At 64.8% G+C, this 25938-nt stretch carries 20 protein-coding genes; 14 read left to right on the forward strand and 6 right to left on the reverse strand.

What is annotated here, in order from left to right; genetic code table 11:
- Nucleotides 1-41 precede the first annotated feature (41 nt).
- The 11 genes from ACIQC9_RS00495 to ACIQC9_RS00545 all read left to right on the forward strand — a co-directional run bounded on the left by ACIQC9_RS00495 (nt 42) and on the right by ACIQC9_RS00545 (nt 16437).
- Entirely contained in the window at nt 42-1475 is a 1434-nt protein-coding gene (locus ACIQC9_RS00495) for an NAD(P)-dependent oxidoreductase (protein WP_400611576.1), read from the forward strand.
- The gene (gene gltB, locus ACIQC9_RS00500; RefSeq protein WP_400611578.1) at nt 1472-5953 is read left to right on the forward strand and encodes a glutamate synthase large subunit; all 4482 of its coding nucleotides are present in this window, start codon (nt 1472-1474) and stop codon (nt 5951-5953) included. Before ACIQC9_RS00495 ends, gltB begins: the two co-directional genes overlap by 4 nt.
- A gap of 84 nt (nt 5954-6037) precedes the next feature.
- A complete protein-coding gene (locus ACIQC9_RS00505) occupies nt 6038-7804 on the forward strand; it encodes a transferrin-binding protein-like solute binding protein (protein WP_400611580.1) in 1767 nt (588 codons plus the stop codon).
- Between the two features lie 41 nt (nt 7805-7845).
- Nucleotides 7846-9138 (forward strand): surface lipoprotein assembly modifier, encoded by a 1293-nt coding sequence (locus ACIQC9_RS00510; protein WP_400611582.1) that lies wholly within the window; start codon nt 7846-7848, stop codon nt 9136-9138.
- A gap of 91 nt (nt 9139-9229) precedes the next feature.
- Nucleotides 9230-10150 carry a HEPN domain-containing protein gene (locus ACIQC9_RS00515; RefSeq protein WP_400611584.1) on the forward strand — a complete coding sequence of 307 codons (921 nt, stop codon included), beginning with the start codon at nt 9230-9232 and terminating at the stop codon, nt 10148-10150.
- Between the two features lie 567 nt (nt 10151-10717).
- Complete coding sequence (locus ACIQC9_RS00520) at nt 10718-11194, forward strand: hypothetical protein (protein WP_400611586.1); 477 nt, start codon at nt 10718-10720, stop codon at nt 11192-11194.
- Nucleotides 11195-11280: 86 nt separating this feature from the next.
- Nucleotides 11281-11751 carry a hypothetical protein gene (locus tag ACIQC9_RS00525; protein ID WP_400611588.1) on the forward strand — a complete coding sequence of 157 codons (471 nt, stop codon included), beginning with the start codon at nt 11281-11283 and terminating at the stop codon, nt 11749-11751.
- A 47-nt stretch (nt 11752-11798) separates the two neighbouring features.
- Nucleotides 11799-12311 carry a hypothetical protein gene (locus tag ACIQC9_RS00530; protein WP_400611590.1) on the forward strand — a complete coding sequence of 171 codons (513 nt, stop codon included), beginning with the start codon at nt 11799-11801 and terminating at the stop codon, nt 12309-12311.
- Between the two features lie 26 nt (nt 12312-12337).
- Entirely contained in the window at nt 12338-13099 is a 762-nt protein-coding gene (locus tag ACIQC9_RS00535; protein ID WP_400611592.1) for a fimbria/pilus periplasmic chaperone, read from the forward strand.
- A gap of 3 nt (nt 13100-13102) precedes the next feature.
- Complete coding sequence (locus ACIQC9_RS00540) at nt 13103-15574, forward strand: hypothetical protein (RefSeq protein WP_400611594.1); 2472 nt, start codon at nt 13103-13105, stop codon at nt 15572-15574.
- A 137-nt stretch (nt 15575-15711) separates the two neighbouring features.
- A complete protein-coding gene (locus tag ACIQC9_RS00545; protein ID WP_400611596.1) occupies nt 15712-16437 on the forward strand; it encodes a hypothetical protein in 726 nt (241 codons plus the stop codon).
- A 995-nt stretch (nt 16438-17432) separates the two neighbouring features.
- On the opposite strand, the gene ACIQC9_RS00550 is transcribed toward ACIQC9_RS00545, so the two are convergent.
- Nucleotides 17433-17861 (reverse strand): Rrf2 family transcriptional regulator, encoded by a 429-nt coding sequence (locus tag ACIQC9_RS00550; RefSeq protein ID WP_400611598.1) that lies wholly within the window; start codon nt 17859-17861, stop codon nt 17433-17435.
- 100 nt (nt 17862-17961) lie between these two features.
- Here ACIQC9_RS00550 and ACIQC9_RS00555 point away from each other — a divergent pair, with 100 nt between their 5' ends.
- From ACIQC9_RS00555 to ACIQC9_RS00565, 3 genes are all read left to right on the forward strand, one after another.
- Nucleotides 17962-18870 (forward strand): NAD(P)/FAD-dependent oxidoreductase, encoded by a 909-nt coding sequence (locus ACIQC9_RS00555; protein WP_400611600.1) that lies wholly within the window; start codon nt 17962-17964, stop codon nt 18868-18870.
- Entirely contained in the window at nt 18867-19535 is a 669-nt protein-coding gene (locus ACIQC9_RS00560; RefSeq protein ID WP_400611602.1) for a class I SAM-dependent methyltransferase, read from the forward strand. Before ACIQC9_RS00555 ends, ACIQC9_RS00560 begins: the two co-directional genes overlap by 4 nt.
- Nucleotides 19536-19656: 121 nt before the next feature.
- Nucleotides 19657-20091: a hypothetical protein gene (locus ACIQC9_RS00565; protein WP_400611604.1), complete on the forward strand. Its 435-nt coding sequence runs from the start codon at nt 19657-19659 to the stop codon at nt 20089-20091.
- A 65-nt stretch (nt 20092-20156) separates the two neighbouring features.
- On the opposite strand, the gene ACIQC9_RS00570 is transcribed toward ACIQC9_RS00565, so the two are convergent.
- The 5 genes from ACIQC9_RS00570 to ACIQC9_RS00590 form a co-directional block, all read right to left on the reverse strand.
- Entirely contained in the window at nt 20157-20372 is a 216-nt protein-coding gene (locus ACIQC9_RS00570; protein WP_400611606.1) for a DUF4287 domain-containing protein, read from the reverse strand.
- A 114-nt stretch (nt 20373-20486) separates the two neighbouring features.
- Nucleotides 20487-20957 carry a GNAT family N-acetyltransferase gene (locus ACIQC9_RS00575; RefSeq protein ID WP_400611608.1) on the reverse strand — a complete coding sequence of 157 codons (471 nt, stop codon included), beginning with the start codon at nt 20955-20957 and terminating at the stop codon, nt 20487-20489.
- A gap of 149 nt (nt 20958-21106) precedes the next feature.
- The gene (locus ACIQC9_RS00580) at nt 21107-22786 is read right to left on the reverse strand and encodes a DUF3363 domain-containing protein (protein ID WP_400611610.1); all 1680 of its coding nucleotides are present in this window, start codon (nt 22784-22786) and stop codon (nt 21107-21109) included.
- Nucleotides 22787-23164: 378 nt separating this feature from the next.
- Nucleotides 23165-23662, reverse strand: coding sequence for an RNA polymerase sigma factor (locus ACIQC9_RS00585; protein ID WP_400611612.1), 498 nt, complete (start codon nt 23660-23662; stop codon nt 23165-23167).
- Between the two features lie 808 nt (nt 23663-24470).
- Nucleotides 24471-25730, reverse strand: a complete 1260-nt coding sequence (locus ACIQC9_RS00590) for an MFS transporter (RefSeq protein ID WP_400611614.1) — start codon at nt 25728-25730, stop codon at nt 24471-24473.
- Between the last annotated feature and the right edge of the window lie 208 nt (nt 25731-25938).

A 25938-nucleotide genomic window follows, 5' to 3' on the forward strand; every position in this document is an offset into this window, starting at 1 on the left:
CTGGCGATCCTAGACGATAGATCTCCCCGAAAGGAACTTCAGTGGCGTCCGCGAACCAAACCTTCGTCATCACCGCACGCAGCGGCCCGGCCAAGACGCCGGCGGCCGAACGCGTGCGCGATTTCGGAGAGATCTATGCGGACTTCACGGTCACGTCAGGCGATCAGCAGTCCAGCCGCTGCGCCCAGTGCGGGGTGCCGTTCTGTCAGTCGGGGTGTCCGCTCGAAAACAACATCCCCGACTGGCTGCGCCTCGCCGCCGAGGGCCGTCACGAGGAGGCCTGGCGTCAGTCCGAGGCGACCTCGACCCTGCCCGAAATCTGCGGCCGCATCTGTCCGCAGGACCGGCTGTGCGAAGGCTCCTGCACGCTGGAACAGTCGGGCTGGGAGACGGTCACCATCGGTTCGGTCGAGCGCTGGCTGGGGGACATGGCGTTCGAGAACGGCTGGGTCGCGCCGATCCGGCCGCGGGTCGAGACTGGGTTGTCCGTCGGCATCGTCGGCGCGGGACCGGCCGGGATCGCGGCGGCGGATCGCCTGCGGTCGGCGGGGCATGCGGTGACCATCTATGACCGTCACGACCGGCCCGGCGGCCTGCTGACCTACGGCATCCCCGGCTTCAAGCTGGAGAAGCACGTCGTCGCGCGCCGGACGGACAGACTGGCCGAGGGCGGGGTCGAGTTCCGGCTGGGCGTTGATGTCGGGGGCGATCTGCCGTTCGCCGAGGTGCGCGCCGCCCACGATGCGGTGCTGGTGGCGACGGGCGTCTATCAGGCGCGCCGGCTGACGGCGCCGGGCTGCGGCTCCGACGGCGTGGTCGCGGCGCTGGACTATCTGATCGCCTCCAACCGCAAGGGGTTTGGCGACGCCGTGCCCGCGTATGACGAGGGCCAGCTGAACGCCGCGGGCAAGCGGGTCGTCGTCGTGGGCGGCGGCGATACGGCGATGGACTGCGTCCGCACCGCCGTCCGTCAGGGCGCGACCTCGGTCACCTGCCTGTACCGGCGAGACCGCGAGAACATGCCGGGCAGCGCCCGTGAAGTCGCCAACGCCGAGGAGGAGGGCGTCGTGTTCGAATGGCTGGCCGCCCCTCGCGCTGTGCTGGGGGAAGCCGGACAGGCGGCGGGCGTACGCGCCCAGCGGATGGCGCTGGCCGCTCAAGGCGCCGACGGCCGCTGGTCGGTCGAGGCGGTTCCGGGCGGCGAGTTCGATGTGGCGGCCGATCTGGTGATCGAGGCGCTGGGCTTCGAGCCCGAGGACATGCCCGGCCTGTTCGACGAGCCCGATCTGGCCCTGACCGACTGGCGGACGATCCGCACCGCCGGCCACACCAAGGCGACGACGCTGGAGGGGGTCTTCGCCGCCGGGGACATCGTGCGCGGCGCCTCGCTGGTGGTCTGGGCCGTGCGGGATGGACAGGATGCGGCGGCCGAGATCGACGCCTGGCTGGCCTCGCGCCGGAAGGTCGCGGCATGACCTTCGATGTCCTGAAGTATGAGGCCGATCGGCGAAAGCTGATCGAGGGAAACGCCTACGACCCGGCGTCGGAACGCGACGCGTGCGGCGTCGGTCTGGTCGCCGCCATTGACGGCAAGCCGCGCCGCGAGGTGGTCGATCTGGCCATCAAGTCCCTGTCCGCCATCTGGCACCGGGGCGCGGTCGACGCCGACGGGAAGTCGGGCGACGGCGCCGGACTGCTGATCGGATTGCCGCGCGCCTTCTTCGAGGCGCAGGTCCGCGACGCGGGGCATGAGCCGCGCGCGACCCCGCTTGCCGTCGGCATGGTCTTCCTGCCCCGCGTCGATCTGGGCGCGCAGGAGGCCGCGCGAACCATCGTCGAGCGCGAGGTGCTGGCCGCCGGCTTCTGGCTGTACGGCTGGCGTCAGGTGCCGACCCGGGTCGAGGTGCTGGGCGAGCGCGCCTCGGCGACGCGGCCCGAGATCGAGCAGATCATGCTGGCCGCGCCCGAGGGCCTGGAGGGCGAGGATCTGGAGCGGGCGCTCTACCTGCTGCGCCGCCGGATCGAGGCGCGGGCGACCAAGGCGGGGCTGGCCCACTTCTACGTTTGCTCCCTGTCCGCGCGGTCGGTGATCTATAAGGGGATGATGCTGGCCGAGGCGCTGGCCGACTTCTATCCGGACCTCGCCGACCCGCGGGTCGAGGCCAACGTCGCCCTGTTCCACCAGCGCTATTCGACCAACACCTTCCCCGAATGGCGGCTGGCCCAGCCGTTCCGGATGCTGGCTCACAACGGCGAGATCAACACCCTGCGCGGCAACGCCAACTGGATGCGCAGCCACGAGATTCGCATGACGGCCGAGGCCTTCGGGTCGGACGACGGGGTGGTCAAGCCGGTGATCCAGCCGGGGGGCTCGGACTCCGCTGCGCTGGACAATGTCTTCGAGGTGCTCGTCCGCGCCGGCCGGCCCGCGCCGATGGTGAAGGCGCTGTTGATTCCCGAGGCGCCGATCGAGGGCGTGATCTCTGACGACCATCGCGCCCTCTACGCCTACTGCAATGCGGTGATGGAGCCATGGGATGGTCCGGCCGCCATCTGCGCCACCGACGGCCGCTGGGTTGTGGCGGGCAAGGACCGCAACGGCCTGCGTCCCCTGCGCGCCGCCGAAACGACCGACGGTCTGCTGATCTGCGGCTCCGAGGCCGGCATGACCGGCGTGCCCGACGACCGCATCGCGCGGCGCCTGCACATCAACGGCGGCCGGATGATCTCGATCGATCTCGAGGCCGGCCGGCTGTTCGACGAGGCCGAGACCATCGACCGGCTGGCGGGCGAGCACCCCTACCGCGAATGGCTGTCCAACATGGTCGAGCTGGAGCCGCTGATCGGCCCCGGCGCCGAACCGCGCAAGCTGTCCGGCGAGCCCCTGACCCGCTTCCAGGCCGCCGTCGGCTGGACACAGGAAGACATCGACTCCCTGCTGGATCCCATGGCTGGTGAGGGCAAGGAGGCCGTCGGCTCCATGGGAGACGACGCGCCGCCTGCCGTACTGTCGGCCCAGTCGCGGCCCTTCGCCCACTATTTCCGTCAGGCCTTCGCACAGGTCACCAATCCGCCGATCGACAGCCTGCGCGAGGCCGGCTCGATGAGCCTGCGGACACGGTTCAAGAACCTCGGCAACATCCTCGCGCAGGACGAGACCCAGACGCGGGTCTTCGTGCTGGACAGCCCGGTCCTGACCACCGGCATGTACGAGCGGATGCTGGACGTCGTCGGCGCCGGGTCGACCACCGTCATCGACTGCACCTTCCCGACGCCCGAGGTCGGCTCGACCCGGGGCGAGGCCCTGCAGACCGCGCTGGACCGCATCCGGGACGAGGCGGTGGCGGCGGCGCGCGGCGGCGCTGGCCTGATCGTCCTGACCGACGAGCGGGCGGGAGAGGGGCGTCCGCTGATCCCGATGATCCTCGCCACCGCCGCCGTGCATGGCCGGCTGGTGGAGGAGGGGCTGCGCACCTTTTCGTCGCTGGTCGTGCGCTCGGCCGAAGCCATAGACGCCCATGCCTTCGCCGTTCTGGTCGGGGTCGGCGCTACGGCCGTCAACGCATGGCTGGCGCAGGAAACCTTCCTCGAGCGGCTGGACGGCGGCCGCTATCCGGGCCTGACTCTTCGCGACGCCTGTCTGAACCACAAGGCGGCGGTCGAGGCCGGGTTGATGAAGATCCTGGCCAAGAAGGGCATCTCGGTCATCTCGGCCTATCGCGGCGCCTGCGAATTCGAGGCGCTGGGCCTGTCGCGCGCGCTGGTCGCGGAGTTCTTCCCCGGGGTCACGTCACGCATCTCCGGCGTGGGTCTGGCGGGTCTGGAGATTCAGGCGGCGGGGCGGGCCGAGCGGGGCTTCGCCGTCTCGCGGCCGGCGTTGCGCATCGGCGGCGCGCACCGGATCCGTGCGGGCGAGGAGACCCACGCCTGGGACGCCGAGATGATCCACCGCCTGCAGGACGCCACCACGCGCGGCGACTACAAGCGGTTCAAGGCGTACAGCCGCCGTGCCCGCGAGCTGCCGCCGATCGCGCTGCGTGATCTGCTCGACTTCCGCGAGGCCGCGCCGATCCCGATCGAGGAGGTCGAGAGCGTCAACGAAATCCGCAAGCGGTTCGTCACCCCCGGCATGTCGCTGGGCGCGCTGTCGCCCGAGGCGCACGAGACCCTGAACATCGCCATGAACCGCATCGGCGCGCGTTCGGTCTCTGGCGAGGGCGGCGAGGATCCCGAGCGCTATCACCCGCGTCCGAACGGCGACAACCCGAATTCTGCGGTCAAGCAGATCGCGTCGGGCCGGTTCGGCGTCACGGCCGAATATCTGAACCAGTGCCGCGAGATCGAGATCAAGGTGGCCCAGGGCGCCAAGCCCGGCGAGGGCGGCCAGCTGCCCGGCTTCAAGGTCACCGAGTTCATCGCCCGCATGCGTCACTCGACGCCGGGCGTGGGCCTGATCAGCCCCCCGCCGCACCATGACATCTATTCGATCGAGGATCTGGCCCAGCTCATCTACGACCTGAAGCAGATCAATCCGGACGCGCGGGTGACGGTCAAGCTGGTGGCCCAGTCCGGCATCGGCGCGGTCGCGGCCGGCGTCGCCAAGGCCAAGGCCGACACCATTCTGGTCGCCGGTCACAACGGCGGCACCGGCGCCTCGGCCATGGGCTCGATCAAGCACGCCGGCATGCCCTGGGAGCTGGGCCTGTCCGAGGCGCATCAGGTGCTGAGCCTTAACGGCCTGCGCGGTCACGTGCGGTTGCGCACCGACGGCGGCATCAAGACCGGTCGCGACGTGGTCGTCGCCGCCGCGCTGGGCGCCGAGGAGTTCGGCATCGGCACCGCCAGCCTGATCGCCGTCGGCTGCCTGATGGTGCGCCAGTGCCATTCCAACACCTGCCCCGTCGGCGTCTGCGTGCAGGACGAACGCCTGCGCGCCATGTTCACCGGCACGGCGGACAAGGTGGTCAACCTGTTCAGCTTCATCGCCGAGGAGACGCGCGAGGTTCTGGCGTCCATGGGCCTGCGCTCGCTGAACGAGGCGGTGGGCCGCACCGATCTGCTGCATCAGGTCTCGCGAGGGAGCGACCACCTCGACGATCTCGATCTGAACCCGCTGCTGGTCCGCGTCGGCGAAGGCGACCAGCGCATGGCGGCCGACGCGCCGCGCAATCCCGTACCCGATGCGCTGGACGCCCGCATCGTGAAGGACGCCGCGCCCTTCCTCGAACGTCGCGAGAAGATGCAGCTGACCTATTCGGTCGCCAACACCCAGCGGACCATCGGCACGCGCATCTCGTCGCACATCGTGCGCCGCTATGGCTCAGACCTGCCCGATGGCCATCTGACCCTGAACCTGCGCGGGCCGGCGGGCCAGTCGTTGGCCGCGTGGGGCATGAAGGGGCTGAAGATCGAGCTGGACGGCGAGGCCAACGACTATGTCGGCAAGGGCCTGTCCGGCGCCGAGATCGTGGTCCGGCCGCCGAACTGGCAGGCCGGCGCGGCGGTCATCGGCAACACCTGCCTGTTCGGCGCTACCTCGGGTCGGCTGTTCGCGGCCGGCGCGGCGGGCGAGCGGTTCGCGGTTCGCAACTCGGGCGCCACGGCGGTCATCGAGGGCTGCGGCACCCACGGCTGCGAATACATGACGGGCGGCGCGGTTGTGGTTCTGGGCTCGACCGGCTGGAACTTCGGCGCGGGCATGAGCGGCGGCGAGGCGTTCGTGCACGATCCGGAAGGCACGGCGCATCTGCGCGTCAATGCAGGCTCGGTGGTGCTGGGCGCGGTCATGGGCGAGGCGGGACAGCGGCTGCACGATCTGGTCGCCCGGCATGCGGTCGAGACGGGTTCGCCGCTGGCGCGCAGGCTGCTCGAGACGTGGCCGGTGGCGGTTACGAACTTCCGGCATGTCCTGCCGCGGGAAGAGGCGGCGGCGGCGGCGGCGAAGCGGGCCTGAGAGCTAACCGACTTCCGAATTCTGACTTGACCACCCAAGGTGGAATGGCCAAACCCTCTCCTCTGGAGAGGGAGCAGGTCACGTATGCGGAATCTGGTTGTAATCGCCCTGTGTGCGGCGGGGCTTGCCGCCTGTGGCGGAGGTGGAGGTGGCGGAGGTACCGGCGGGGGCGTCGTCACGCCTCCTCCTCCTCCACCTCCGCCCCCGCCGCCTCCGACGAACTCGGATATCGCCAATCTGACGCTTGATCAGACCTTCGTCGGCCCCGCCGCGAGCTCACAGAGCGTCTTCAATCTCACCTCGAATACGACGGTCAGCAGTGGCGGCGCGCCCTCCACCCTGTCGATCGCCTACAATGCCGCCAATCGAACCTATTCCGTCTCTGTCGACGGCCGCTCGCAGGCGTTCGCTCCGGGTGACATCATCACGAATGCGAACGGAGAGGTTCGCTTCGGCAAGGAAAGCGGTGGAACCCGGGACCTGCTCACGCTCGTCACGACGCCGTATTCCGGCGGAACCAGCAATCGCTATGTCGGCCTGGGATACTGGCAGAGATCGAGCGTCACGGGCGACCGCCAGAATGATCTTCTGTCTACGTTCGTCTACGGCTTGGACACCGGCGCGGCATCAATGCCGCGCACGGGACGCGCCAACTTCGCCATTGACGTCTTTGGCGCGTCGACGGTCCCCGGTTTCGAACCCAGTGTTCTGGAGGGACGAGGAACCTTCGACGTTGATTTCATGGCGGGTGTCTTCTCGACCAAGACCTATTTGACCGAGACCGCCCTGCTGACGGGAGCTTCGGTCGGGGGTGGGGGCATCGAACTCAACGGGGCCGGGCTCCTATCGAGCGGAGACGGGACCTTCTCCGGCGCAGTCACCGCCGGAAGTCGAAACGCAAACCTCACGGGGTCCCTCTCGGGCCGGTTCTATGGTCCGGGAGCGGAGGAACTTGGCGCGAGTTTCAGCGCGAGCAACCGTGACGGCGCCACCGTCGCTGGCAGCTTTACGGGCCAACGCGGGACGGGTCCCGCAGTGAACCTCACGATGACAAATCTGGTGACCACCCAACTATTCTTCGCCCAAGGAATGGGCCTGTTCGCTGACCGATTTGACGGCGACACCAGCGTAACCACCCGCACCTATCGAATGATCGGTCAGTTTGAGGACCGCACGAGTGGCAACTTCAGCTTTGGCCCGGGCATCTCCAATATGCCCGGAGGCCTGTTTACGACGGCGTCTATCGTCAGTTCCTCCGACCCGAACTTCACGGTCTACGAGAAGAACTTCGGTGGCCGCGACGTCAGACTGGAACTCTATCGGGTGGGAACGGCGAACAGTGAACTGGCGCTGACCTACGCCACGCTTGGGCGGTGGCAGAGCACAGAACGTGGCGGGTTCGTAACCACCAAACAGTATCATCACTTCGTCTACGGACTCGAGACGCCTGAGCGTTTGCTCGCGACGCGAACCGGCAACGCCCGGTATGAGGGCGTCGTCTACGGGGCCGGTGTCAACCGGACGACCGGCACTGAGTACGATGTGCGAGGCTCCTCGGTGTTCAACGTCGATTTCAGCAATCAGGCCTATTCAGGGAACCTTGCCCTGAACGGTAGAAGCGGGTCCAGCGTCATCGATTTCGGTCGCTATGACTTCACTGGGCAGCTGGGTTCGACGAAGGCCAGCCTGGCGCCCATTACATATAACGGAGCGAATGTCGGGGAACTGATCAGCCGCTTCTACGGTCCCACGGGGGAAGAAATCGGAGGGGACTTCGATCTGCGGGTCCCGGAAGGCGTCCATGCCGGTGGTACACTCATCGGCGGGGTTACGGTCGCACGTCGTCGGTGAGGTCATCAGGGGACGTGGTCCGATGGAGAACAGGCGCGGATTTGCTGTTTGCCGCGTTGATCCTTTTAGCCTCGCCGGTCTGGGCTCAGGATACCCCCTCGGATCTCACGCCAGCGCAGGTTTTCCAACTGGCCGAAGCGCGCGCAGCGGCGGGTGCTGTTGAAGACGCCTCGGTCCTTTATGACGCTCTCTCCCGCGATCCGGACCCCGAAATCCGCGCTGAGGCCCGCTACCGGAAAGGGCTGTTGCTGGCCGATGCCGGTCGCTACGACGCCGCAGCCGTCGCCTTCCGGGCGTTGCTCGACGAAAAGCCGGACGCTATCGCCGCGCGGCTCGAACTTGCGCGTATGTTCGCAGCGATGGGTCGCGAGGCGGATGCTCGCAGGGAGTTAAGGCAAGCCCGTGCGACAGGAATCCCCCCGGACGCCGCCCCACTGGTCGACCAATTCGCCGCCGCGATCCGTTCGCCAAAGGGCCTCGGCGGGTCATTCGAGATCGGCCTGGCGCCCGATACCAACATCAACCGCGCCACACAGGCCCGAACGCTGGACACCATCATTGCGCCACTGACCTTGTCGGAGGACGCTCGCGCGCAATCCGGCCTTGGCTTGCGTGTCGCCGGTCAGGCCTACGGAAGACTGGGCCTCACCGATCAAATCTCGGTCGTGCCGAGGGTCTCGACCCTGTCGAACGTCTATGACGACAAGCGATTCAACGATGTTTCGGCGTCTGCTCTCCTCGGTCTGGAGTGGCGTGCCGGCCTGGATCGAGTGACCGCGTCCGCCGGCCGGACCTACCGGTGGTTTGCGGGCGATCTCTACGCCAGCACCGATGTCGTCTCCGTCGACTGGGTTCATCCCCTGGATGGGCGATCCCAACTGGTCGTGTCGGGCAGCGCAGCGCGAGCGAGTTACAAGCTGAACGCGCTCCAGAACGGAGGGCTCTATGATGCGTCGGCGTCCTACGAACGCGCGCTCGACGCGCGGAGCGGGATTTCACTCTCGATCTCAGGAACCCGGCAGTCCGCTGAAGACCCGGGCTACGCGACCTGGGGGGGAGGGGTGACAGCGGGATCATGGCTGGAGACGAACTGGGGGACGATCTTCGCCTCCGTCGGCGCCCGGCGGACAGAAGGCGATGAGAGGCTTTTCCTGTTTCCCGAGCGGCGCAAGGATTGGATGGTTCTGGCCCGGGCCGGCGTAACACTTCGGGCCCTGACTGTCGCCGACATGAGCCCGACGATCCGGCTGAACGTCGAGGACAACAGCTCGACTGTTGGTATCTATGACTATCGCAGGATGGCGGTTGAGTTTGGCTTGTCCAAAGCCTTTTAAGTTCAAGTCTCGGGATGCCACGCATTCCGCCAACGCAGATATATTCCGCGCTTGGCTCCGCGACGCGGACAAATCGGGGTAAGCTCTGCTGGTGAAAGCCGACCTCGATCATCTGCCAGAGAAGCAACAAGGCGAGCTTGCGCACGTCCGGTCGATCCTGCTCAATGAGTTCGAAGCGGCGATCAAACAGGGCGCCGGCGGCACCTCGGAATGGCGCAAGGGCGGCCAGATCCTCAAGATCATCCTGTTCGGGTCGTATGCGCGCAACGACTGGGTCGACGAGCCGGACAACGGCTATCTCTCCGACTTCGATCTGCTGGTGATCGTCAGCCATCCGAAGCTGACCGACATCGCCAACTACTGGTGGGTGGCCGAGGACAAGATCCTGCGCGATTCGGCGGTCGGACGGACGGTGAACATCATCGTCCACACCCTGGCGGAGGTGAACCAGGGCCTGTCGCGCGGCGAGTATTTTTGGACCGACATCCACCGCGACGGGGTGATGCTCTACGACCTCCCGGGGCATCCGCTGGCGGAGCCGCGGCCGCCGACCAAGGTCGAGGCGCTGCAGGTGGCGGAGAAGTATTTCGAGACGAGAAGCGATGACATCGACCGCTTCCTTGAACTGGCCGAAATCTCGAGGGCCAGAAGCGCCGAGAAATCGTCTTGGAGAAGGAACGCGGCGTTTAATCTGCACCAAGCCGTTGAAGCCGCCTACGCATGCTTCTTGCTGGTTCAGACCTTCTATTTTCCGCGGTCGCACAACATCAAGTTCCTCCGATCACTCGCCGAAGACGCTGATAAATCGCTGGCGCTGGCATGGCCCAGGGAGGCGAGGGCGGATCGGCGTCGGTTTGAACTTCTAAAGCGCGCCTACGTAGAGGCGCGATACTCGGATCAGTTCGACGTCTCGCAGGAAGATCTGGTCGCGTTGACGGCGGCGGCGGTCAGTCTGCGAGATTTGGTGCAGGCTGCTGGTCAGAGGCGCATCGAGCAACTGCGCTCAGCTTAGGGCCGCTCCTGACTCATAGCGGCCGCTCGTAATGTCCGGTGCTGGCTGGTGTGAAGGGAGGTGCGGACCTCGCCTCGGGCCTCCTGTGCTTGGTCCGCTCAAGCGGTGCGGCTGGCGCCGATAACGAAGACCGGGCTGTCCAAGCGTGTGCGGTTGTCCCGGGTCATGCGGGTTCGCTTCCAAGCGCTTCGAACGAACGGCCCACAGGCCACCAGAGGAAAATCCCCTGTTGGGCGAATGTCCGACGGTAGGCGTGGTTAAATTCTACTACTGCGGTTGAAACTGAACGAACGGCGCTCTTTCCGCTTGCGTTCCGAGAATCTGAACGTCTATTAACAAGTCGTTAAGGCCGAGGGGGCCGCGGGGAATACCAGTCATCTGACAGTTCTGGCGAGCTTGTAGAGCGCGCCGACGAAACGCGATGAAGTTATTCCTGCCTGACAGGGCATGGCTTCATTGATTTCGGGGATGATGACTCATGCCTGCGATCAGCTGAAGTCTCGAACGCCATCACCCTATCGTCGAGCCATTGGCTACGACTCCAATAAGAGCTGAAGGATAACTATCATGAAGAGCATTCTCGTTGCCGCCGCCGCACTTTCGGCTATCGCTGCTCCGGCTTTCGCCCAGAACGATTCGATGACCGTCAACGGTTCGATCCCCGCCGTCTGCTCGATCCAGGCTCCCGGCGACGCGACCGTCAACCTGGCCAGCGGTTCGTCGCAAGCCATCGGCGGCGTGACCATCCAGTGCAACGACCCGCAAGGCTTCACCGCCGGCGCGTCCTCTGCCAACGGCGGCAAGCTCGTCAATACCGAAGCTGCGGGTTCGTCGTATGCCTACACTCTGACGGTCGAGGGCATGCCGGGCAACTTCCCGCTGACGCAAGCCACGCAAAGCATCGACGCCGGTGGACTGGGCGGCGCTGCCTGGGCGATCAACCCGCAGGTGGTCAACCTCGGTGTGGCCATCGGCGCCCAAAACGGCCCGGCTTTCTCCGGCACCTACTCGGACGTGATCACCTTCTCGATCAGCGCGAACTAAGTCGGGTTGAGGCGGCGCTTCGGCGCCGCCTCATTCTCCCGGTTCCTTGAGAACGAGCGCCGCCCCGTGGCGCATGGAATGTTGGAATGACCGCAGCCAAACGCTTCATCGTCGCCGCCGCGCTGTCGGCGCTCGCCGCCCCGGCATATGCCCAGTCCTCGGATTCCATGACTGTGAACGGCGTGGTGCCGGCGATCTGCACGATCGCTACAACGGGTGACGCAGTCGTAAACCTGGCTTCGGGATCGCAAGCTGTGGGCGGCGTGACGATCCAGTGCAATGACCCGCAAGGTTTCACAACCACGGTAGGCTCCGCGAATGGGAGCGCACTGGTGAATACTGAAGCGCCGGGTTCTTTCTACGCCTACACCATGAATTCATCCCCCTGGGGCGGCGTCCGGTTCGGCGTGCCTGTAAACTCGTCGGAGATCGGCGGCGCGAGCGCCTATGTCACTCCCCAGTTCATCAGCCTCGACATCTCCGTCGGCGCTGTCACGGGCCCTGCGTTCGCAGGCAGCTATACAGACTTGGTGACGTTCACGATCAGCGCGAACTGAGCCTGCATCGTGCTCGCGTCAGCTGACGCCACCCGCCGGGCTCATCCATGATTTTTCGCTGTTCCGTAATCCTGACGATCATGCTCTCCTCGGCACGCCCGGCGCTCGCCCAGACCTATGATGTCGGGGCAGGGCTGGGAATATCGTCCTCTGGCGTCATCGAACTTCGTGCGACGGCGTACGAGACGTGCACAGTGGTCAGCGCCGTCCCCGATGTGACGACAGTCGATCTGGCACTGTCATCGGCGCAGCGACTGGGCGAGATCACATATATCTGCAACAGCGTAGCCGGTTTCAGCAGGCGGATCGCCAGCGAGAATGGTGGAGCCCTTGTTCGCGGATCCGACCGCATCCCATACAGATTTGCTCACGGTGGCGCTTCTCCGCTCGCCTTTGCACCGACCGAGTTGACCTCCCCGGTGACCACGACCGTCGCGCCATTCGGGGCGATTACCGTGGGTGAGACGGCGCCCGTTTCGGTTTTTATGCCGGGGTCAATCACTGGTTTACTTGCTGGAGCCTACGAAGACACGGTGACGGTCGAGATCACTGCCCAATAGGCGGCGACCGTGTCAGGGGAAGGCGCATGTTCATGAAACTGTTCAGAGCTGACAGATGGCGGGGCCTTGCAGCCGCGTTGCTGGCGTTCGGGTTGTTGGTGACGCCCGTCCTGGCCATGCGCGTTCAGCCGATGTCGTATGACCTTACTCCGACCGGTCGGGGGGCTACGCAGGATGTTCGGGTGGAGAACACAAATGACACTCCGATGCCGGTGGAGATCCGGGTCGAGCGTCGCCATATCGGCCCTAATGGGGAGGAAACCCGGGAGCCGGCCGAAGATGATTTCATCGTCTTTCCGCCACAGGGTATCGTTCCGCCTAACGGATTTCAGAATTTTCGGGTCCAGTACGTCGGTGACCCGACGATCAGCCAGACGCGACTGTATGTGGTTACAGTGGCTCAGTTGCCGGTCAACACCACGGGATCGGAGTCATCCGGCGTCCAGTTCTTATTCAATCTCGGGACATCCGTTGCCGTGACGCCGACGGGCGCGACCGCCAATGTCCAGGTCACGTCGGTGGAGCCGGCCGCCGAACCCGGCAAGCTCCACATCACGGTCATCAACCGTGGCAATCGGTACGCGCGTCTTCATAACGGCAGTTGGCATTTTACCACCGCTGGCGGCGCGACACAGACGCTGGAGGGCGATGACCTTCGGGCGGCGGTCTCCCAGCCCCTGATCGAACCAGGCGCGACCCGCATCATCGATTTGCCCGTGGGGCAGGACTTTGTTCGAGAGGGGGCATCAGCCCGATTTGAGTTCGTACCGATCAGCTCCGGACGCTAGTCCATGTCGATCAGTCTGGCCGCTATGGCCCTCGCCGCCTCCGTCGGGACAACTGGCGCAGAACCCGCAGCTTCGCCCACTCTCTCGGGCCTCATAACTCCCGGAGCCGCAGTCCAAGACCGGCGCTTTCGCCTGGCCATCTCCATGTCGCTCAATGGCGCCTATGTCGGAGAAGTGCCTGTTGAGACGTCGGTAAACGGCGACGCTGCGGTCGAAGTGGCCCGTTTGGTGGAGTTGCTCCGTCCGCTCGTTGCTCAATCCGTCATCGACGGCCTCCTGGCTCGGGCAGGGGGGGGCGAGCTCGTCGCGGTAAATATCCTATCCGGGCCCGAACTCTCGCTTACGTTCGATCAGGCAGCGCTGACTTTGAACGCTCAGATCACAGCGGGGGCCCGGGCGCTTAATCGCATCTCACTGATTGACTACACGCGCCAGGGAGGAGGGGCGACGGTGACCCCGCCCTCCGATCGGGCCTTCGGAATCACTGTCGGGCTCAACACCCAGATCGACTACAAGGGGCCAGCCGACGACGTCGTCAGAGAACCCGCAGAAGTAGCCATCCGGGGATTTGGCAATATCGGGGGGGTCGACGGTCTGAACCTCGCGTTCGAAGGCGGCTATAGGGAGGATGGCGACGCAGCGCGCCGTCGAACCACCCTGTTCTATGACGATACAAGCCGGGCGCTGCGCTACGCTGCTGGTGATGTAGATCCCCAGACGCTCGGCGCTTATCAGGCGCCGGTCAGCCTTGCCGGTTTGTCGGTGGAACGTCTGTACCAGACGATTCAGCCCTACAGAAACGTACGTCCATCCGGCCGTGGTCAGCTCACCCTGGAGAACGCGTCCCGTGTCGAGGTACTCGTAAACGGCGTCGTCCAGCAGACCTTGCGACTGGGCCCGGGCCGATACGACTTGCGCGACTTCCCTTTCCTTGATGGCTACAACGACGTCCAGCTCGTCGTCGAGGATGACAGCGGCCGTCGCGAAGTCTCTTCCCTCTCGTTCTTCTCTGACGTTGAACTGCTCGAGCCTGGTGTATCGATCTTCTCGGCGACCGTCGGGTTCCGGCAGGTCGGAGGTGGGTTTTTCGATGACCCCCGGTATGACGACGACCTGCTTTTCAGCGGGTTTTATCAGCGCGGGGTCAATGATGCCGTTACGCTCGGAGCCGCCGTGCAGGTCGACCCCACTAACGCCCTGTTCGCCGGGCAGGCGGCCTACGCGACCCGGTTCGGCGTTTTCGGCGTCCAGACGGCAATGGATCTAAACACGGACGATGACGCCGAACACGCCGTTCTCATGACGTGGCGGCTTTTCGGCCTCAGTGCGAGCGGCCGCCAGAGTGGTGTGCAGGTGGACTTCGAAGCCGTGTCCGAGGGCTTCTCTCCGATGCTGCCGAGAGCGGCAACTTTCAACGCGAACGCCTGGGAAGTGGATGCCCGCTATCAGGCCGAACTGCCCGCAGGCGTGTTCGCCACCTTGGGCGCAGGCTACAGCCGTTCGCGTGGCCAGCCGGACGATCAGCGCCGGTCGACCATGGCCTTCTCGCGCAGCTTCGGCCGTTTTTCAGTCGGTTTGAATCTTGAGCAAAGGGACGGTGGCTTTTCTGATGAAGACCGGGCCAGCCTTTCGATCAGTGTTCCGCTGGGCGCAAGGATGTCGGCTAGAGCGAGGTACAGCACCGCGCGCAATGAGAGCATAGCCGAGCTCGACAGGCGTGCTTATGACAGCCTGGATGAGTTCGGGTACCGGCTGGCGCTCGGCGAAAGCGATGGCGCTCCGCTCGCAAACGCGGATTTCGAATATTACGGCAACCGCTTCCGGGCCCGGGTCACGCACGACTACCTGGGCGCCGAAGGTCAGGAAACACAGCTCACCAACGCTGGCCTCACGTTCGGGGTGGGGTGGGCCGATGGGCGGTGGGCGCTAGGCCGTGAGGCCGATCGCGGCTTTGTGGTGGTTGATCCTCATCCCACGCTCGGCGACGCTGTCGTCTATGCACGCTCGCGTTCGACATTCGGCGACACGGCCCGCACGGGCGCGCTGGGATCCGCCCTTGTCCCGTTGCAGCGTCCATACGCCTTCGATTCCGTGGAGGTCCGGGTTGAGGACGCACCCCCCGGCTATGACATTGGAGCTGGCCGGATTGATCTCGTGCCGGGAGCTGCAAGCGGCTTCGTGATGCCGGTCGGCTCAGCCGCTTCCAATACTGTGATGGGACGCCTCGTGCTTTCGAATGGTGAGCCGGGCGCGCTGCTCGGTGGCACATTGAGGCCCCTCGCCGGCAAGGAGGCGGTCCAAACGACGTTCTTCACCAATCGGACCGGGCGATTGGTTGCCCAGCAGGTTGCGCCTGGCCGGTATGACGTCGTGGTCTTTGGAACGGAAAGGTCCATCGGGGTGATAGATGTGCCGGAGGACTCCGCAGGAACGGTTGATATCGGCGTGTTAACGGTCGGAGGAGACCTGAAATGAGATCTGCCCTCATTATATTGGCTGGCGTCGCCGTCGTTCTGCCGGGCCCCGCCTGGTCCGCATGCCCGGGGGCGACTGTCGCCTCAGCCTCCCCGGTCTTGCAGATATACGACCCGTTTTCGCCATCGCCTACGCAGTTGGCGTTCGACGTGATCATTCGGAATCCGGGGCTTGAGAGCTGTCTGGCCGGCGTCATCCTCCAGCCCGAGGGCGGGGGACTCAAGCTCGGTGGGGCCATCACTTACACGCTGGTCCATCCTGCCGGGCTTCAAGGCGGCGCGCAGATCGGCCCGTTTCCTGTGCAAGTGCCGGCCGCAGGAGAGATCAAGGTCTCTTTCGTGGCGGAACTCGAGGTCGGAGCCGTTGTGTCGCCCGGGAGCTATGAGCAGCGCATCGGGCTTTCTGTGTTCAGTGGCGGAGATCCCATCGTTACAGACAGGGCCATGTCGCTTTCCACGCTTGTGCCCGCTCGATCACAGATGAGCATTTCCGGGGCGTCGTCACCAGGCCGCGGAAGCATCGGAATGGCGCCGCCCGCTATCGACTTTCAGACTCTGACGACAGGGGAGGAAGCGCGAGTTTTCATCAACGTCTGGGCCAACACATCCGTGCTCGTGACACTGACATCCGATCATGGCGGCGTGATGCAACATGAGGATGGACCCCAGTTGCCCGCGGTGCCTTACACGATAAACCTCGATGGTGAGCCGCGGTCGCTGGCGACTCCGACGACGATCAGCCGGACGCCTCCAATGTCGCTGAGCGGCGCTTCTTATCCGCTGACGCTCCGGGTCGGCGAGGTCAGAGGGCGGTACGCCGGACTCTACCAGGACATCATCACGGTCTCGGTCGATCCCCAATGAGTAAGATTTCGTAAGCCAAGTCGCTTGGACAAGCCTTAAGGCGCGCATGTCAGGTTCGCTCGTCCAGAGGGGGCCAGATGCGCGCTATTCCGATGTTCCTTACTGTCTTTGCGGCTGCGGCCGTAGCGAGCACTTCGATGGCCAGCCCTGGGTCTCGGGCCACCATGAGGCTCGTTGCCCACATTCCTGTACAATGCGAGGTCAGCGGTGTGACCGGCGCCGTCAGCGGGGATGTCGTGACAATCAGTATGCGCCGCCAATGCAATACGAGGCATGCGGTTAGCGTGGGCATCCCAGAAACCGCCGGGCAAGTGACCATCACAGACCAGGCCAGCGGCCGCAGCAAGGCCGGTCCTTCGGCGGTCTTCGTCCAGGCGGAACGATACGTAGATGGATCTGCGCAGTTCTCAATCGACTGCACCAGCGGGTCTGCGACTTGCGTGGCCGAAGTTATTCGCGGCCTTGAGTTGGACGTGGAGGTCGTTTGAGACCGATCTTAGCCCGAGCGCCGTCTGGCGCTTACGTGCAGCACGTCTAGGTGACGCCTCACGCCCAGTTCCGCCGCCCGGGTGCGGAAGCCGCGATTGCGGCCAGACCGAAGGCTTACATTCGTGGCGGTTGATTCGACGATGCCGGCAACTCCTCGAAGGTAGCGCCCGTTCGGCTCGCGGCGGCTTGCCAAGCATTTGCGGTGGTCCGGATCACCAGAACGCGGTCGCTAGCCCCGGACATTGGGGAGGCGGGAACGCCCGACCCCTTGGACTGACTGGCGATGCCTCTGTCCCACGTTCCAGGTCCCACATGTCGTCAGCGTTGGGTCATTGGACAGGGGTGACGCCAGTTCCGACACTGCCCAGAGGTCTGGTTCCGATCCCGTTCCCAGTCCGCTACTGGCGCGAGGCGGCTCTGGTGACGGCGCGAGCACGAGACCGGCAAAGCACCGCTTCCCTATACGTCTAGCGTTCTTCCTGATGCCCAAGACGGGGTAGCGCCACTTAGGTGGCGTTGCGAGAGGCCGCGACATGTCGGGACAGCTCGCCAAGCGTCACCTCCCCAAAGCGCTTCAGCAGGCGCTGTTCGGCATCATCCAGCGCGTCCTTGAGGGCGTGGTTCGCGGCCTGCTCAATCAGGCATCGCGGGTTGTCGTCAGCCAGGCCGATGGCGAATACCCGGGGGGCGCCTAGGGCGTTATGGATGTCGCGCAGGGTCACCTTGTCCAGAGGTCGGGCTAGGGTCCAGCCGCCGCCGTGACCCTTGACCGAGGTCAGATACCCGGCCGCCCTGAGACCGGCCATGGTCCTCCGCACCACGACCGGATTGGTGTCCAACATCGTGCTAATGGTTTCGGACGTCACAGGCTCGCCGATGTTATCCATGTGGATCAGGACGTGCAGCATACGGGACAGGCGGCTGTCTGTGGGCATGACCGCACCCTAGCACAGACGAGCAGATGTAACAAAGCGAGTTGCGTGAAAAATACGGACGGTCTAGGACTCGTAACATAACGAGTTGCGAGAGCGTTTCATGGATCGATATGACGCCATTGTGGTCGGCGGCAGCTTCGCAGGATTGTCTGCGGCGGTGATGCTGGCACGCGCGCGGCGCCGGCTCCTGCTGATCGACGCCGGTCAGCCGCGCAACCGCTTCGCCGCCGCCTCGCATGGCTTTCTTGGTCAGGACGGCGTGGCGCCGGCGGAGATCATGAGGGAGGGGCTGACCCAGCTCTCTCGCTATCCCACTGTCGACTTCGTCCATGGTGAGGCGCTAACGGCCTCACTGGATGAGGAGGGCGCGTCGCTGACCCTGTCCGACGGCACAGCGGTGCGGGCGCGCAAGTTGATCCTGGCGACAGGGGTCGCGGATGACCTGCCGCTGGAGTCGATGCGTCCGCGCTGGGGCGTGAGCGTCCTGCACTGTCCCTACTGCCACGGCTATGAAGTGCAGGACAGAAGCTTGGCCGTCATCGCTAACGCCTCGGGGGCTGTGCACCAGGCGTTGCTTCTACCGGACTGGGGCCCGACGACCTTCTACACTCAGGGTGTGTTCGAGCCCTCGCCAGACGAGGCGGCGCAACTGGCCGAACGCGGCGTGGAGATCGAACGCACGCCGGTGGCCGAACTCCTCGGGGATGGGGCGGAGACGCGCGGCCTGAGGCTGGCTGACGGTCGGGAGGTCCCGACACAAGCGGTCTTCACCGCGCCGAAGACGCGCATGGCCAGTCCGCTTGCAGACCAGCTCGGATGCGCGTTCGCAGACGGGATGACCGGGCCTTATGTCCAAGTCGACGAGACGCAGCAGACGAGCCTTGCCGGCGTCTTCGCGGCCGGCGACGCGGCCTCGCAGATGTACAACGCCACCTTCGCCTCCGCCGCCGGCGTCATGGCGGGTGTCGCCGCCCACCGGGCCCTGGTTCTTGAGGCGGCCGCGGCATGAACGGCTTCGACGATCCCGAAGCGGTCGCCCGCTACACAGACAATCCGCCCCGGCTCGTGCCGGGCTTCGCTGACCTCCAAAAGATGACTCGGCTCCTGCTGGCCGAGACGGCGCCGGCCGACGGCCGCATCTTGGTGATCGGCGCTGGAGGCGGGCTGGAGCTCAAGGTCTTCGCGGAGGCCGAGCCCGGCTGGCGCTTTGTCGGGGTCGATCCGTCCGCCGAAATGCTGAAGCTCGCCCGGCGGACGCTGGGCGCTTTGGCGGATCGCGTCGACTGGCGCGAAGGCTATATCAGCTCGGTGCCGGAAGGCCCCTTCGACGGCGCTTCATGTTTGCTGGTCCTGCACTTCGTACCGGCCGAAGAGCGCGTCGTCATGCTGAACGAAATTCGGCGTCGGCTGAAACCGGGGGCTACTTTCGTAGTCGCTCACCACAGCATACCGGAGGGACAAGAGCGAAATCTCTGGCTTGATCGGCTTGAGGCCTTCGCCAACACCAATGGCATTTCGTTCGACAAGACAAAAGGCGGGGCGCGGACGTTGGGGGAGCGGTTGCCGATCCTGTCGCCTAAAGCGGAGTCCGATCTGCTCCGCGCGGCTGGCTTTGTCGATCCCCAGCTATTCTACACCGCCCTGACCTATCGGGGATGGGTTTCAAGGGCCTGAATGAGTGTCGCCTTCCGCGCGCGAAGCTCATGTCCGCTTCTGGCGCGGAGCCGCTGCTGCTCGACTGGAAACCATCTTCGTTGCAGAGTGCTCGTGGAAGCCAGCATTGGAGGATGTAAACGTGCTGAAGCGCTGCATCGCCGCCGCCCTACTTGCGGTTACGTTGGGAGGTGCCGCACAGGACGGCAGTGATACGAGCCCCTGGTTTGGGACATGGTCACTAAGGGCCGAAGACGCCGGCGATAAGCCGGAGACACTGATTTATAGCGATGCCGGCGGCGGCGCGATGCGAATGGAGTCGGTGGAAGCTCGAAGTGTGATTATCACCCGATTTGACGGGGAGCCTGTGGTCGACAGCGGATCAGCGAGTTCAGGCAACGCCCTGGCGGTTACGGCGACCTCGCCGACTAGCTACGACTGGACATTCTGGGTCGATGGAAAGCCATTCGTGCAAGGACAGAACTCTCTGGCCGAGGATCGTCAGTCGTTTACGGAGGTGGCCTGGCGGATCGACAGTCCGGAGCGGAAGATGACGTTGGTCTACGAGAGGCGGTAACGCCGCCTTTTTTAGCCTCTCCGACCTGAGGCATAGCCGGCCTTAGACCGCAGACTTAATAGCTGCTACTTTAGGCCGTCGCTCGCTAGCGCGTGCGCCACCAAGGCGTTGGCGTGGCCGTGACCTAGACCGTGCTCGTTCTTGAGAAGCGCGACGAGCTCCATATGCTTGGCGGGGTAACCGGCTCGGACGATTTGCTGCCAGTGAGAGATGGGCTGGCCATATGTCTTCTCGATAGAGGGAAAGTAGGAAGCTGGTCCCTTCAGGGCCGCGTCGCTCATCGGAAATGTCCGAGATGTCTCGTTTATAGGTGCTGTCGCAAGGCTAGCACGAACGTCCGATGTGCGAGCCTGCGCTAATGTCCGGAACTGGCGCGCAGAGGCCGTTGATGTTGATCAAAGGGCTCGAGCCATACGGTAGTTGCGGAAGGTCTGACCACGGAGCTGAACGTCCTGCTCCTTGAGCACTCGGAAGCCACTTCTCTCAAAGAAGGGTCTAGCCGTGATGCTCGCGTCGGTGGTCAGCTCTGCAAGGTTCTGCTCGCGGGCTTTGAGCAGGATATGGTTCATGAGACTCCGGGCGACGCCGAGGCCTTGATAGTCGCTATGAACAAACAGCATGTCGATTTGGCCTGCCGGTTCCAAGTCACTAAACCCGGCGACCTGAGACTGGTATTCCGCAACGAATGTGGGCTTGCGTTCAAGTCGTTCTGACCAGAGCCTCGTGTTGACCGCGATCGGCGCCCAAGCGTCGATTTGGGCGGCGCTATAATCGCGGCTCGCAACTTGTCGCACCGAGCCATTGAACAGAGCAATGATCGCGTTCAGATCGGCAGGCGTATAGGGGCGGATGTTGATCAGGCTCATGCTGCGGCATCTGCCATGCTACGGTCGGGCGGCCAAGCACGTAGTCCAAAACCATGTCCGCAACGTCAAGTTTCTGCGCGGGCACCAACGTCCGCTCCTGGCGCTTAGCCGTCAAAGACAGCATCGACGGTCGTCAAACTCATGACCATCTATAGCTCCAGTCCCAATCCTCGAGACAACGCGCGGGCTGTCCTGAACTCCAGACCGTTTTCTCCCAAAACACCCGTGATCTGCTGACCGCGGCAGGCTTCCAGGCCGGGCTTCCACGGCACGAGTGTCGCGGAGGCGTCGGTTTCGATCACGGCGAATGCGCCTCCGAACGGGTGGATTTTCTGGGTGTATACCCCTCTTACGCGGTCCCCTGTCTGGGCCATGAAGAAAGCCTTGCCGCGTTCTCGGCAGGCATCGAACATCTCCTGGCCGGTCCGCAAGCCAAGTTCCACAAGATCGTCGCTGGACAGCCGGAAGGAATCTCCGGAACCAAGGCCCTCGCGCCGGAGGTGATCGACCCTAGCTTCAAGGGCCACGTGGACGTCGCGCCCGAAGCGGCCCTCGTAGGCGAAGCGCTGATCCAGGCTCAACTCCCGGTCGAGCCAAGTCTGACCCTTGGCGTCGACCTGCTGGCTCAGAGGTCGATCATCGAGGACATGCACGACAGGGTTGGCGTCGCCCCAGCGCGCGCTGTCGGACTTGAGCCCCCGCTGGGCGAAGTCCTCGGGTATCGCGAAGCGATCACCGTCCAGCCACTCGCAGGCGCCTTCGCGGGCGAGCGATGACACCCGTTTCAGATGCCGCTCGATGAATTTGGGCGTATCGGCGGGGAAGGCCGCGCTGTGTCGGGAGGGCGACCAGACGCCGCCGTTTCTCGCCGCAACGTCAGCAACCGTGCGATCCGCTGCGCGGGTGTCCCGCGGCCATCCCCCGACCTGAATGATCGAGCCTTCGGGGATGCGGTCCAGACACAGGACAGAGTGCTGGTCGGGCATCCGGATGTAACCCAGACGGCCATCGTGAAGGTCCAGAACGAGGACGTGAACGCCGCCGGCATAGGGTCCTACGAAGCGTGTGCCGACGTACGATCCGACCAAGCGTTCACGGGCCCTGGGCGTGGCGTCGACCAGGTCCGCGACGGGGGCCTTAAGGGCGCTGTCGGCGAGAACCCTCGTCGCCGCCGACTCCAGCGCGGACCGCTCCTGTGCGCCGGACAGGTCGCGCCGCAGCGAGGTCGGGATCGACCAGGTTCCAAAATCCTCTCGTTTTACCCAGCCGCGGGTCTCAAGGTGTCCAAGTCGCTGAAGCGCATCGGAGCGGATGAGGTCCGGCAAGTCTTTCATGGTGACCTTGCCGTCAATGGCGTTCTCGACCAGCCAGCGATCCAGAGGCGTGAACCGGTCGAGCCGAAGGATGTGCGGCTGGGAACGAAGCGGGCGACTGCCCAGGGCTTCGGTCGCGATCTCCTGCGCCCGGTCCCGGAAGCCGCTCGTCATATAGTCGCGCTCGATCCGGAGCGTCCGTCCGTCGTCCCGGACGCCGCGGATGACCAGATGCAGGTGTGGCCGGCCCGTGTCGTGGTGGGCGCCCGCGACCCATTCGAGCCGGGTGCCCAGATCACGCTCGACCCGGCTCATCAGCTCCCGACCGAAGGCGCGCAGGTCGCCGAGTTCCACACCGTCCTCGGGCGCGATGGTGAGACGGAAATGATGGCGGTCGTCCTGGGCCGTGTAGGCGAAAGCGTGTCCGTCGGCCTGATCCTGTTGAGGCCCGAACAGCTCGACCGGCTCGCCAGCCGGGCCCGCGCCGTCCCGTTCGACATAGCGGATGTGAGCCATAAGGCCCGCCCGGGGAGCCGACAGGTGAGGCACTGGCCGAACCTTCACGGCGACCCGGCGCGAGTGGTCGACCGCTACCACCGGGCGAACCATCGCCCGCCCACCCTTCCGGGCGAAATGCTGCAGGAGGCCGCGTCTACTGAGCGGCGAAGTCGTTGCAAACTGAGGGACCGGCAGCCGTGGATAGCGGTCGTCGCTGCGCGCCGTCAGCGGCGGTCTGAACTCCCGGTCATGAGGAATGACGTCGGCCATGGCCGAAGTTTCCACGCAACGTCCTGCGGGTCGTCAAGACCGGAAAGCCACCGGATACGGCGACATCGTTTCAGGACGTTGCAGCGCTGTTCAGGTTGACGGGATCGTGATCGCGCCGCGGTCAAATCAGCGCCGCAGCTGGGCCGCGCAGTAGGCGAGAGCCCGGGTCATCCGGTACTCCACGGTTTTTTCCGCGATGCCCAACTGATCGCCAATCTGACGGTTAGTCAGGCCGCCGACCCGACTCAGCAAAAAGACGTCCCGAAGTTTAACCGGCATGGCCAGCACGATTCCGCGAAAGACGACTGTCTCAACTTGTGACGATGCTTCTGTCCGGCCGAAGAGCGCAAACTGAACCTGTTCCGCCTCGCTTCGCCGGCGATCACGCTTGTAGCCTTGCAGGAACGCGTTGCGCGCTACCGTGAGCAGGAAGGGCTTCGGGTTCGCAATCTCGACCGAACCGTATTTCGCCAGGCGGGCGTAGGTCTCCTGAACCAGGTCTTCCGCCACGTCGCCGCCGAACCGACGTTGCAGCGTGCGCAGCAGCCACCGCGCATGATCGCGATACAGCTCTTCAGTCCGTGGGTTCACGACACTGTTTGCGCTTGCGGCTTTGCTCGCCATGACCTCGCTCCCTTTCGGGACGAAAAACTCTGGCTGAGGTCGCAGGCTCTCAACGTGACGAACGTCACGCCAACGCGCACCAACGGCGCGCATTTGGTCTGTCGTTACGATCTCAACCGAGGTTCTCACGCCTCGCCGTCGTCAAGGACGGACTTGCAGGATGAATCAGGTTCACAACCTTGGCAAGTGTACCACGCAGGCTTGGTAGCGCCGGGCGTTGAGAACATGGTTGAGCCATGCGCCGCCGCCTTTAGCCGAAGCCTGGACATCCGCGGCGGCCGCCCGGGCTGCGCAAGGCTAGTCGATATTTGGTAAAAGGATGAAGGCCCAATCTGAAGCCGACACCGGCGCGCGCACCGGCCTCGAGAACTGCAGACGCTTGAGGCCTGTTCGGGCAGGCTGCAAATGCCCGGCGTCGGCACGACTAAGGCGCTGTGGCCGCACCGGTGGTGGCGCGAGATGCGTCATCGGCTCGGGTCGCCATACGCGCAGCCCCGCAGATTGGTAAGGTCGTCATCGCGATCGGGCGGCGCGTGTTTGGGTCCACGCGCCGCCCGATCGCCAGGTCGCGACATCCATTGCTAGTGACAGGATTGATCGAAGAGACGGCCGCTTCGTCGGCTGGACGCGGGGGACGCGGGGGACGCGCGGCGGTCCTGTTCGAGGCTCCTCCATACGCCGGCCTCGGGCGATGGCTGGACGCATGGCCAAGGGCGCAACGCAGTCTGTCGACGGATAAAAAAAGAGCGCCCCCTGGGAGGGCGCTCAGTGCGACGGCTGGAGACCATCGGGGGGCAGAACCGGAAAATCAGGCCGGCGGGGCCATGGCCGAGGCCGTGTCCTCCGGCGAGACGTAGTCCTCTTCGTCTCGCCGGTTGAGACGGGTTCGCGTCGGATCGGCCACGGCGTTCCAGACGGCCAGAAGGGTCAGCGCAAAGGCGCAGGCCGCAGCCAGGTAAAGACTGTATTTCGGATCATCGAAGGCGTCGCCGAGAAGTCCCATGGCCAGCGGCGCCAACACGGCGCTCACGCAGGTGAAGAAGAGCAGCAATCCCGCGATCTGGCCGTGGCGTCCCTTGTCGAAACAGCTGATCCCCTTGGAGTTGATCGTCGGATAGAGCACGGACATGAAGAGACCGGAGGCGGGCAGGGCGAGGGCCGCGGCCCCGCGGTCGCCGAACACCGCGATGGCGAAGCATACGAACATGCCCCCGCTGCAGATCGCCAGAACCGACTGCCACGCGAGACGTGACAGCAGCCATGCTCCAAGGAAGCGACCGGCCGCGCGCAGGACAAAGAAGATCGACACTGCATAGACCGCGAACCAGCCCCATTGGCCTTCGTAGCCGGCGAGATAGGTTGGAGCCCAGACGTACACCGCCGCCTCGGCCGCCACATAGAGCATCAGGCCCAGCCCGAACCCGAGCGCATGGGGATCACCCATCAGCTTCAGGGTCTCGCCGACGCCGGCGCTCGGTCTGGCCTCCACCACGGTCGGACGGGCCGGATAGCGCGCCAGACTCGATGCAAGCACCAGGCCCCCGCACATCACGGCCGCCACGACATAGAGCCATTTCCAGTCCGCCCCGGACTGCAGCAGCCAGGCCACGATGGCGGGGCCGACAATGGCGCCGATGCCGAAGAAACCCTCGACGGTGTTCATCGTCGCGGAGTGCTCCCGCGTCGACCCGGAGATGTCGCCGATAAGCGCCAGGGCGCCGGACTTGAATACGCCGATGCCAAGTCCCCCGACGAACAACAGTCCCACGAAGAACAGGAACTCCTCGCCGACCGCGAAGAGGGCAGACGAGAGACCGAACAGGACCAGACCGATGATGATGGTGACCTTGCGGCCCACACGATCCGCCATGAAGCCCAGGCCCAGTGCGGCGAGGGCGATGCCGCCCATCGTGGCGTACTGAAAGGCGCCGCCCGCAGTCATGCCCAGCGAGTAGCGCTCGATCACGTGGGGGATGATCACGCCGACCGAGTCGGTCGTCATCGCGAACATCGCGAACATCAGATAGGTCAGCACACGCAGCAGTCTGCGATCGCCAGCGTTGGCCATGAAATCCTCCCTCTGGACCGCTTTCGCGATCGCCGAACTGCGTCGGCTCGAGGTTATGTGAGCCTATTTCGACGAGCTGCGCAATCGATAGCATGGAAAATTCGACCTGTGACCGCGAGCAGATTGCCGGCCTTCGCTATCGCCACTTGAATTGCGCGGAAATGACAGGCAAACGATTGCATATAAGTGGTCGAACGACCCGGGGAGG

It is taken from the genome of Brevundimonas sp. NPDC092305, from assembly GCF_044755415.1.
Lineage (GTDB): Bacteria > Pseudomonadota > Alphaproteobacteria > Caulobacterales > Caulobacteraceae > Brevundimonas.

Excerpts from the sequence above, each read along its gene's own strand:
- gltB (WP_400611578.1), top strand. The coding sequence starts at position 1,472 with ATGACCTTCGATGTCCTGAAGTATGAGGCCGATCGGCGAAAGCTGATC.
- ACIQC9_RS00505 (WP_400611580.1), top strand. The coding sequence starts at position 6,038 with ATGCGGAATCTGGTTGTAATCGCCCTGTGTGCGGCGGGGCTTGCCGCC.
- ACIQC9_RS00520 (WP_400611586.1), top strand. The coding sequence starts at position 10,718 with ATGAAGAGCATTCTCGTTGCCGCCGCCGCACTTTCGGCTATCGCTGCT.
- ACIQC9_RS00525 (WP_400611588.1), top strand. The coding sequence starts at position 11,281 with ATGACCGCAGCCAAACGCTTCATCGTCGCCGCCGCGCTGTCGGCGCTC.
- ACIQC9_RS00530 (WP_400611590.1), top strand. The coding sequence starts at position 11,799 with ATGATTTTTCGCTGTTCCGTAATCCTGACGATCATGCTCTCCTCGGCA.
- ACIQC9_RS00535 (WP_400611592.1), top strand. The coding sequence starts at position 12,338 with ATGTTCATGAAACTGTTCAGAGCTGACAGATGGCGGGGCCTTGCAGCC.
- ACIQC9_RS00540 (WP_400611594.1), top strand. The coding sequence starts at position 13,103 with ATGTCGATCAGTCTGGCCGCTATGGCCCTCGCCGCCTCCGTCGGGACA.
- ACIQC9_RS00550 (WP_400611598.1), bottom strand. The coding sequence starts at position 17,861 with ATGCCCACAGACAGCCGCCTGTCCCGTATGCTGCACGTCCTGATCCAC.
- ACIQC9_RS00555 (WP_400611600.1), top strand. The coding sequence starts at position 17,962 with ATGGATCGATATGACGCCATTGTGGTCGGCGGCAGCTTCGCAGGATTG.
- ACIQC9_RS00560 (WP_400611602.1), top strand. The coding sequence starts at position 18,867 with ATGAACGGCTTCGACGATCCCGAAGCGGTCGCCCGCTACACAGACAAT.
- ACIQC9_RS00570 (WP_400611606.1), bottom strand. The coding sequence starts at position 20,372 with ATGAGCGACGCGGCCCTGAAGGGACCAGCTTCCTACTTTCCCTCTATC.
- ACIQC9_RS00575 (WP_400611608.1), bottom strand. The coding sequence starts at position 20,957 with ATGAGCCTGATCAACATCCGCCCCTATACGCCTGCCGATCTGAACGCG.
- ACIQC9_RS00580 (WP_400611610.1), bottom strand. The coding sequence starts at position 22,786 with ATGGCTCACATCCGCTATGTCGAACGGGACGGCGCGGGCCCGGCTGGC.
- ACIQC9_RS00585 (WP_400611612.1), bottom strand. The coding sequence starts at position 23,662 with ATGGCGAGCAAAGCCGCAAGCGCAAACAGTGTCGTGAACCCACGGACT.
- ACIQC9_RS00590 (WP_400611614.1), bottom strand. The coding sequence starts at position 25,730 with ATGGCCAACGCTGGCGATCGCAGACTGCTGCGTGTGCTGACCTATCTG.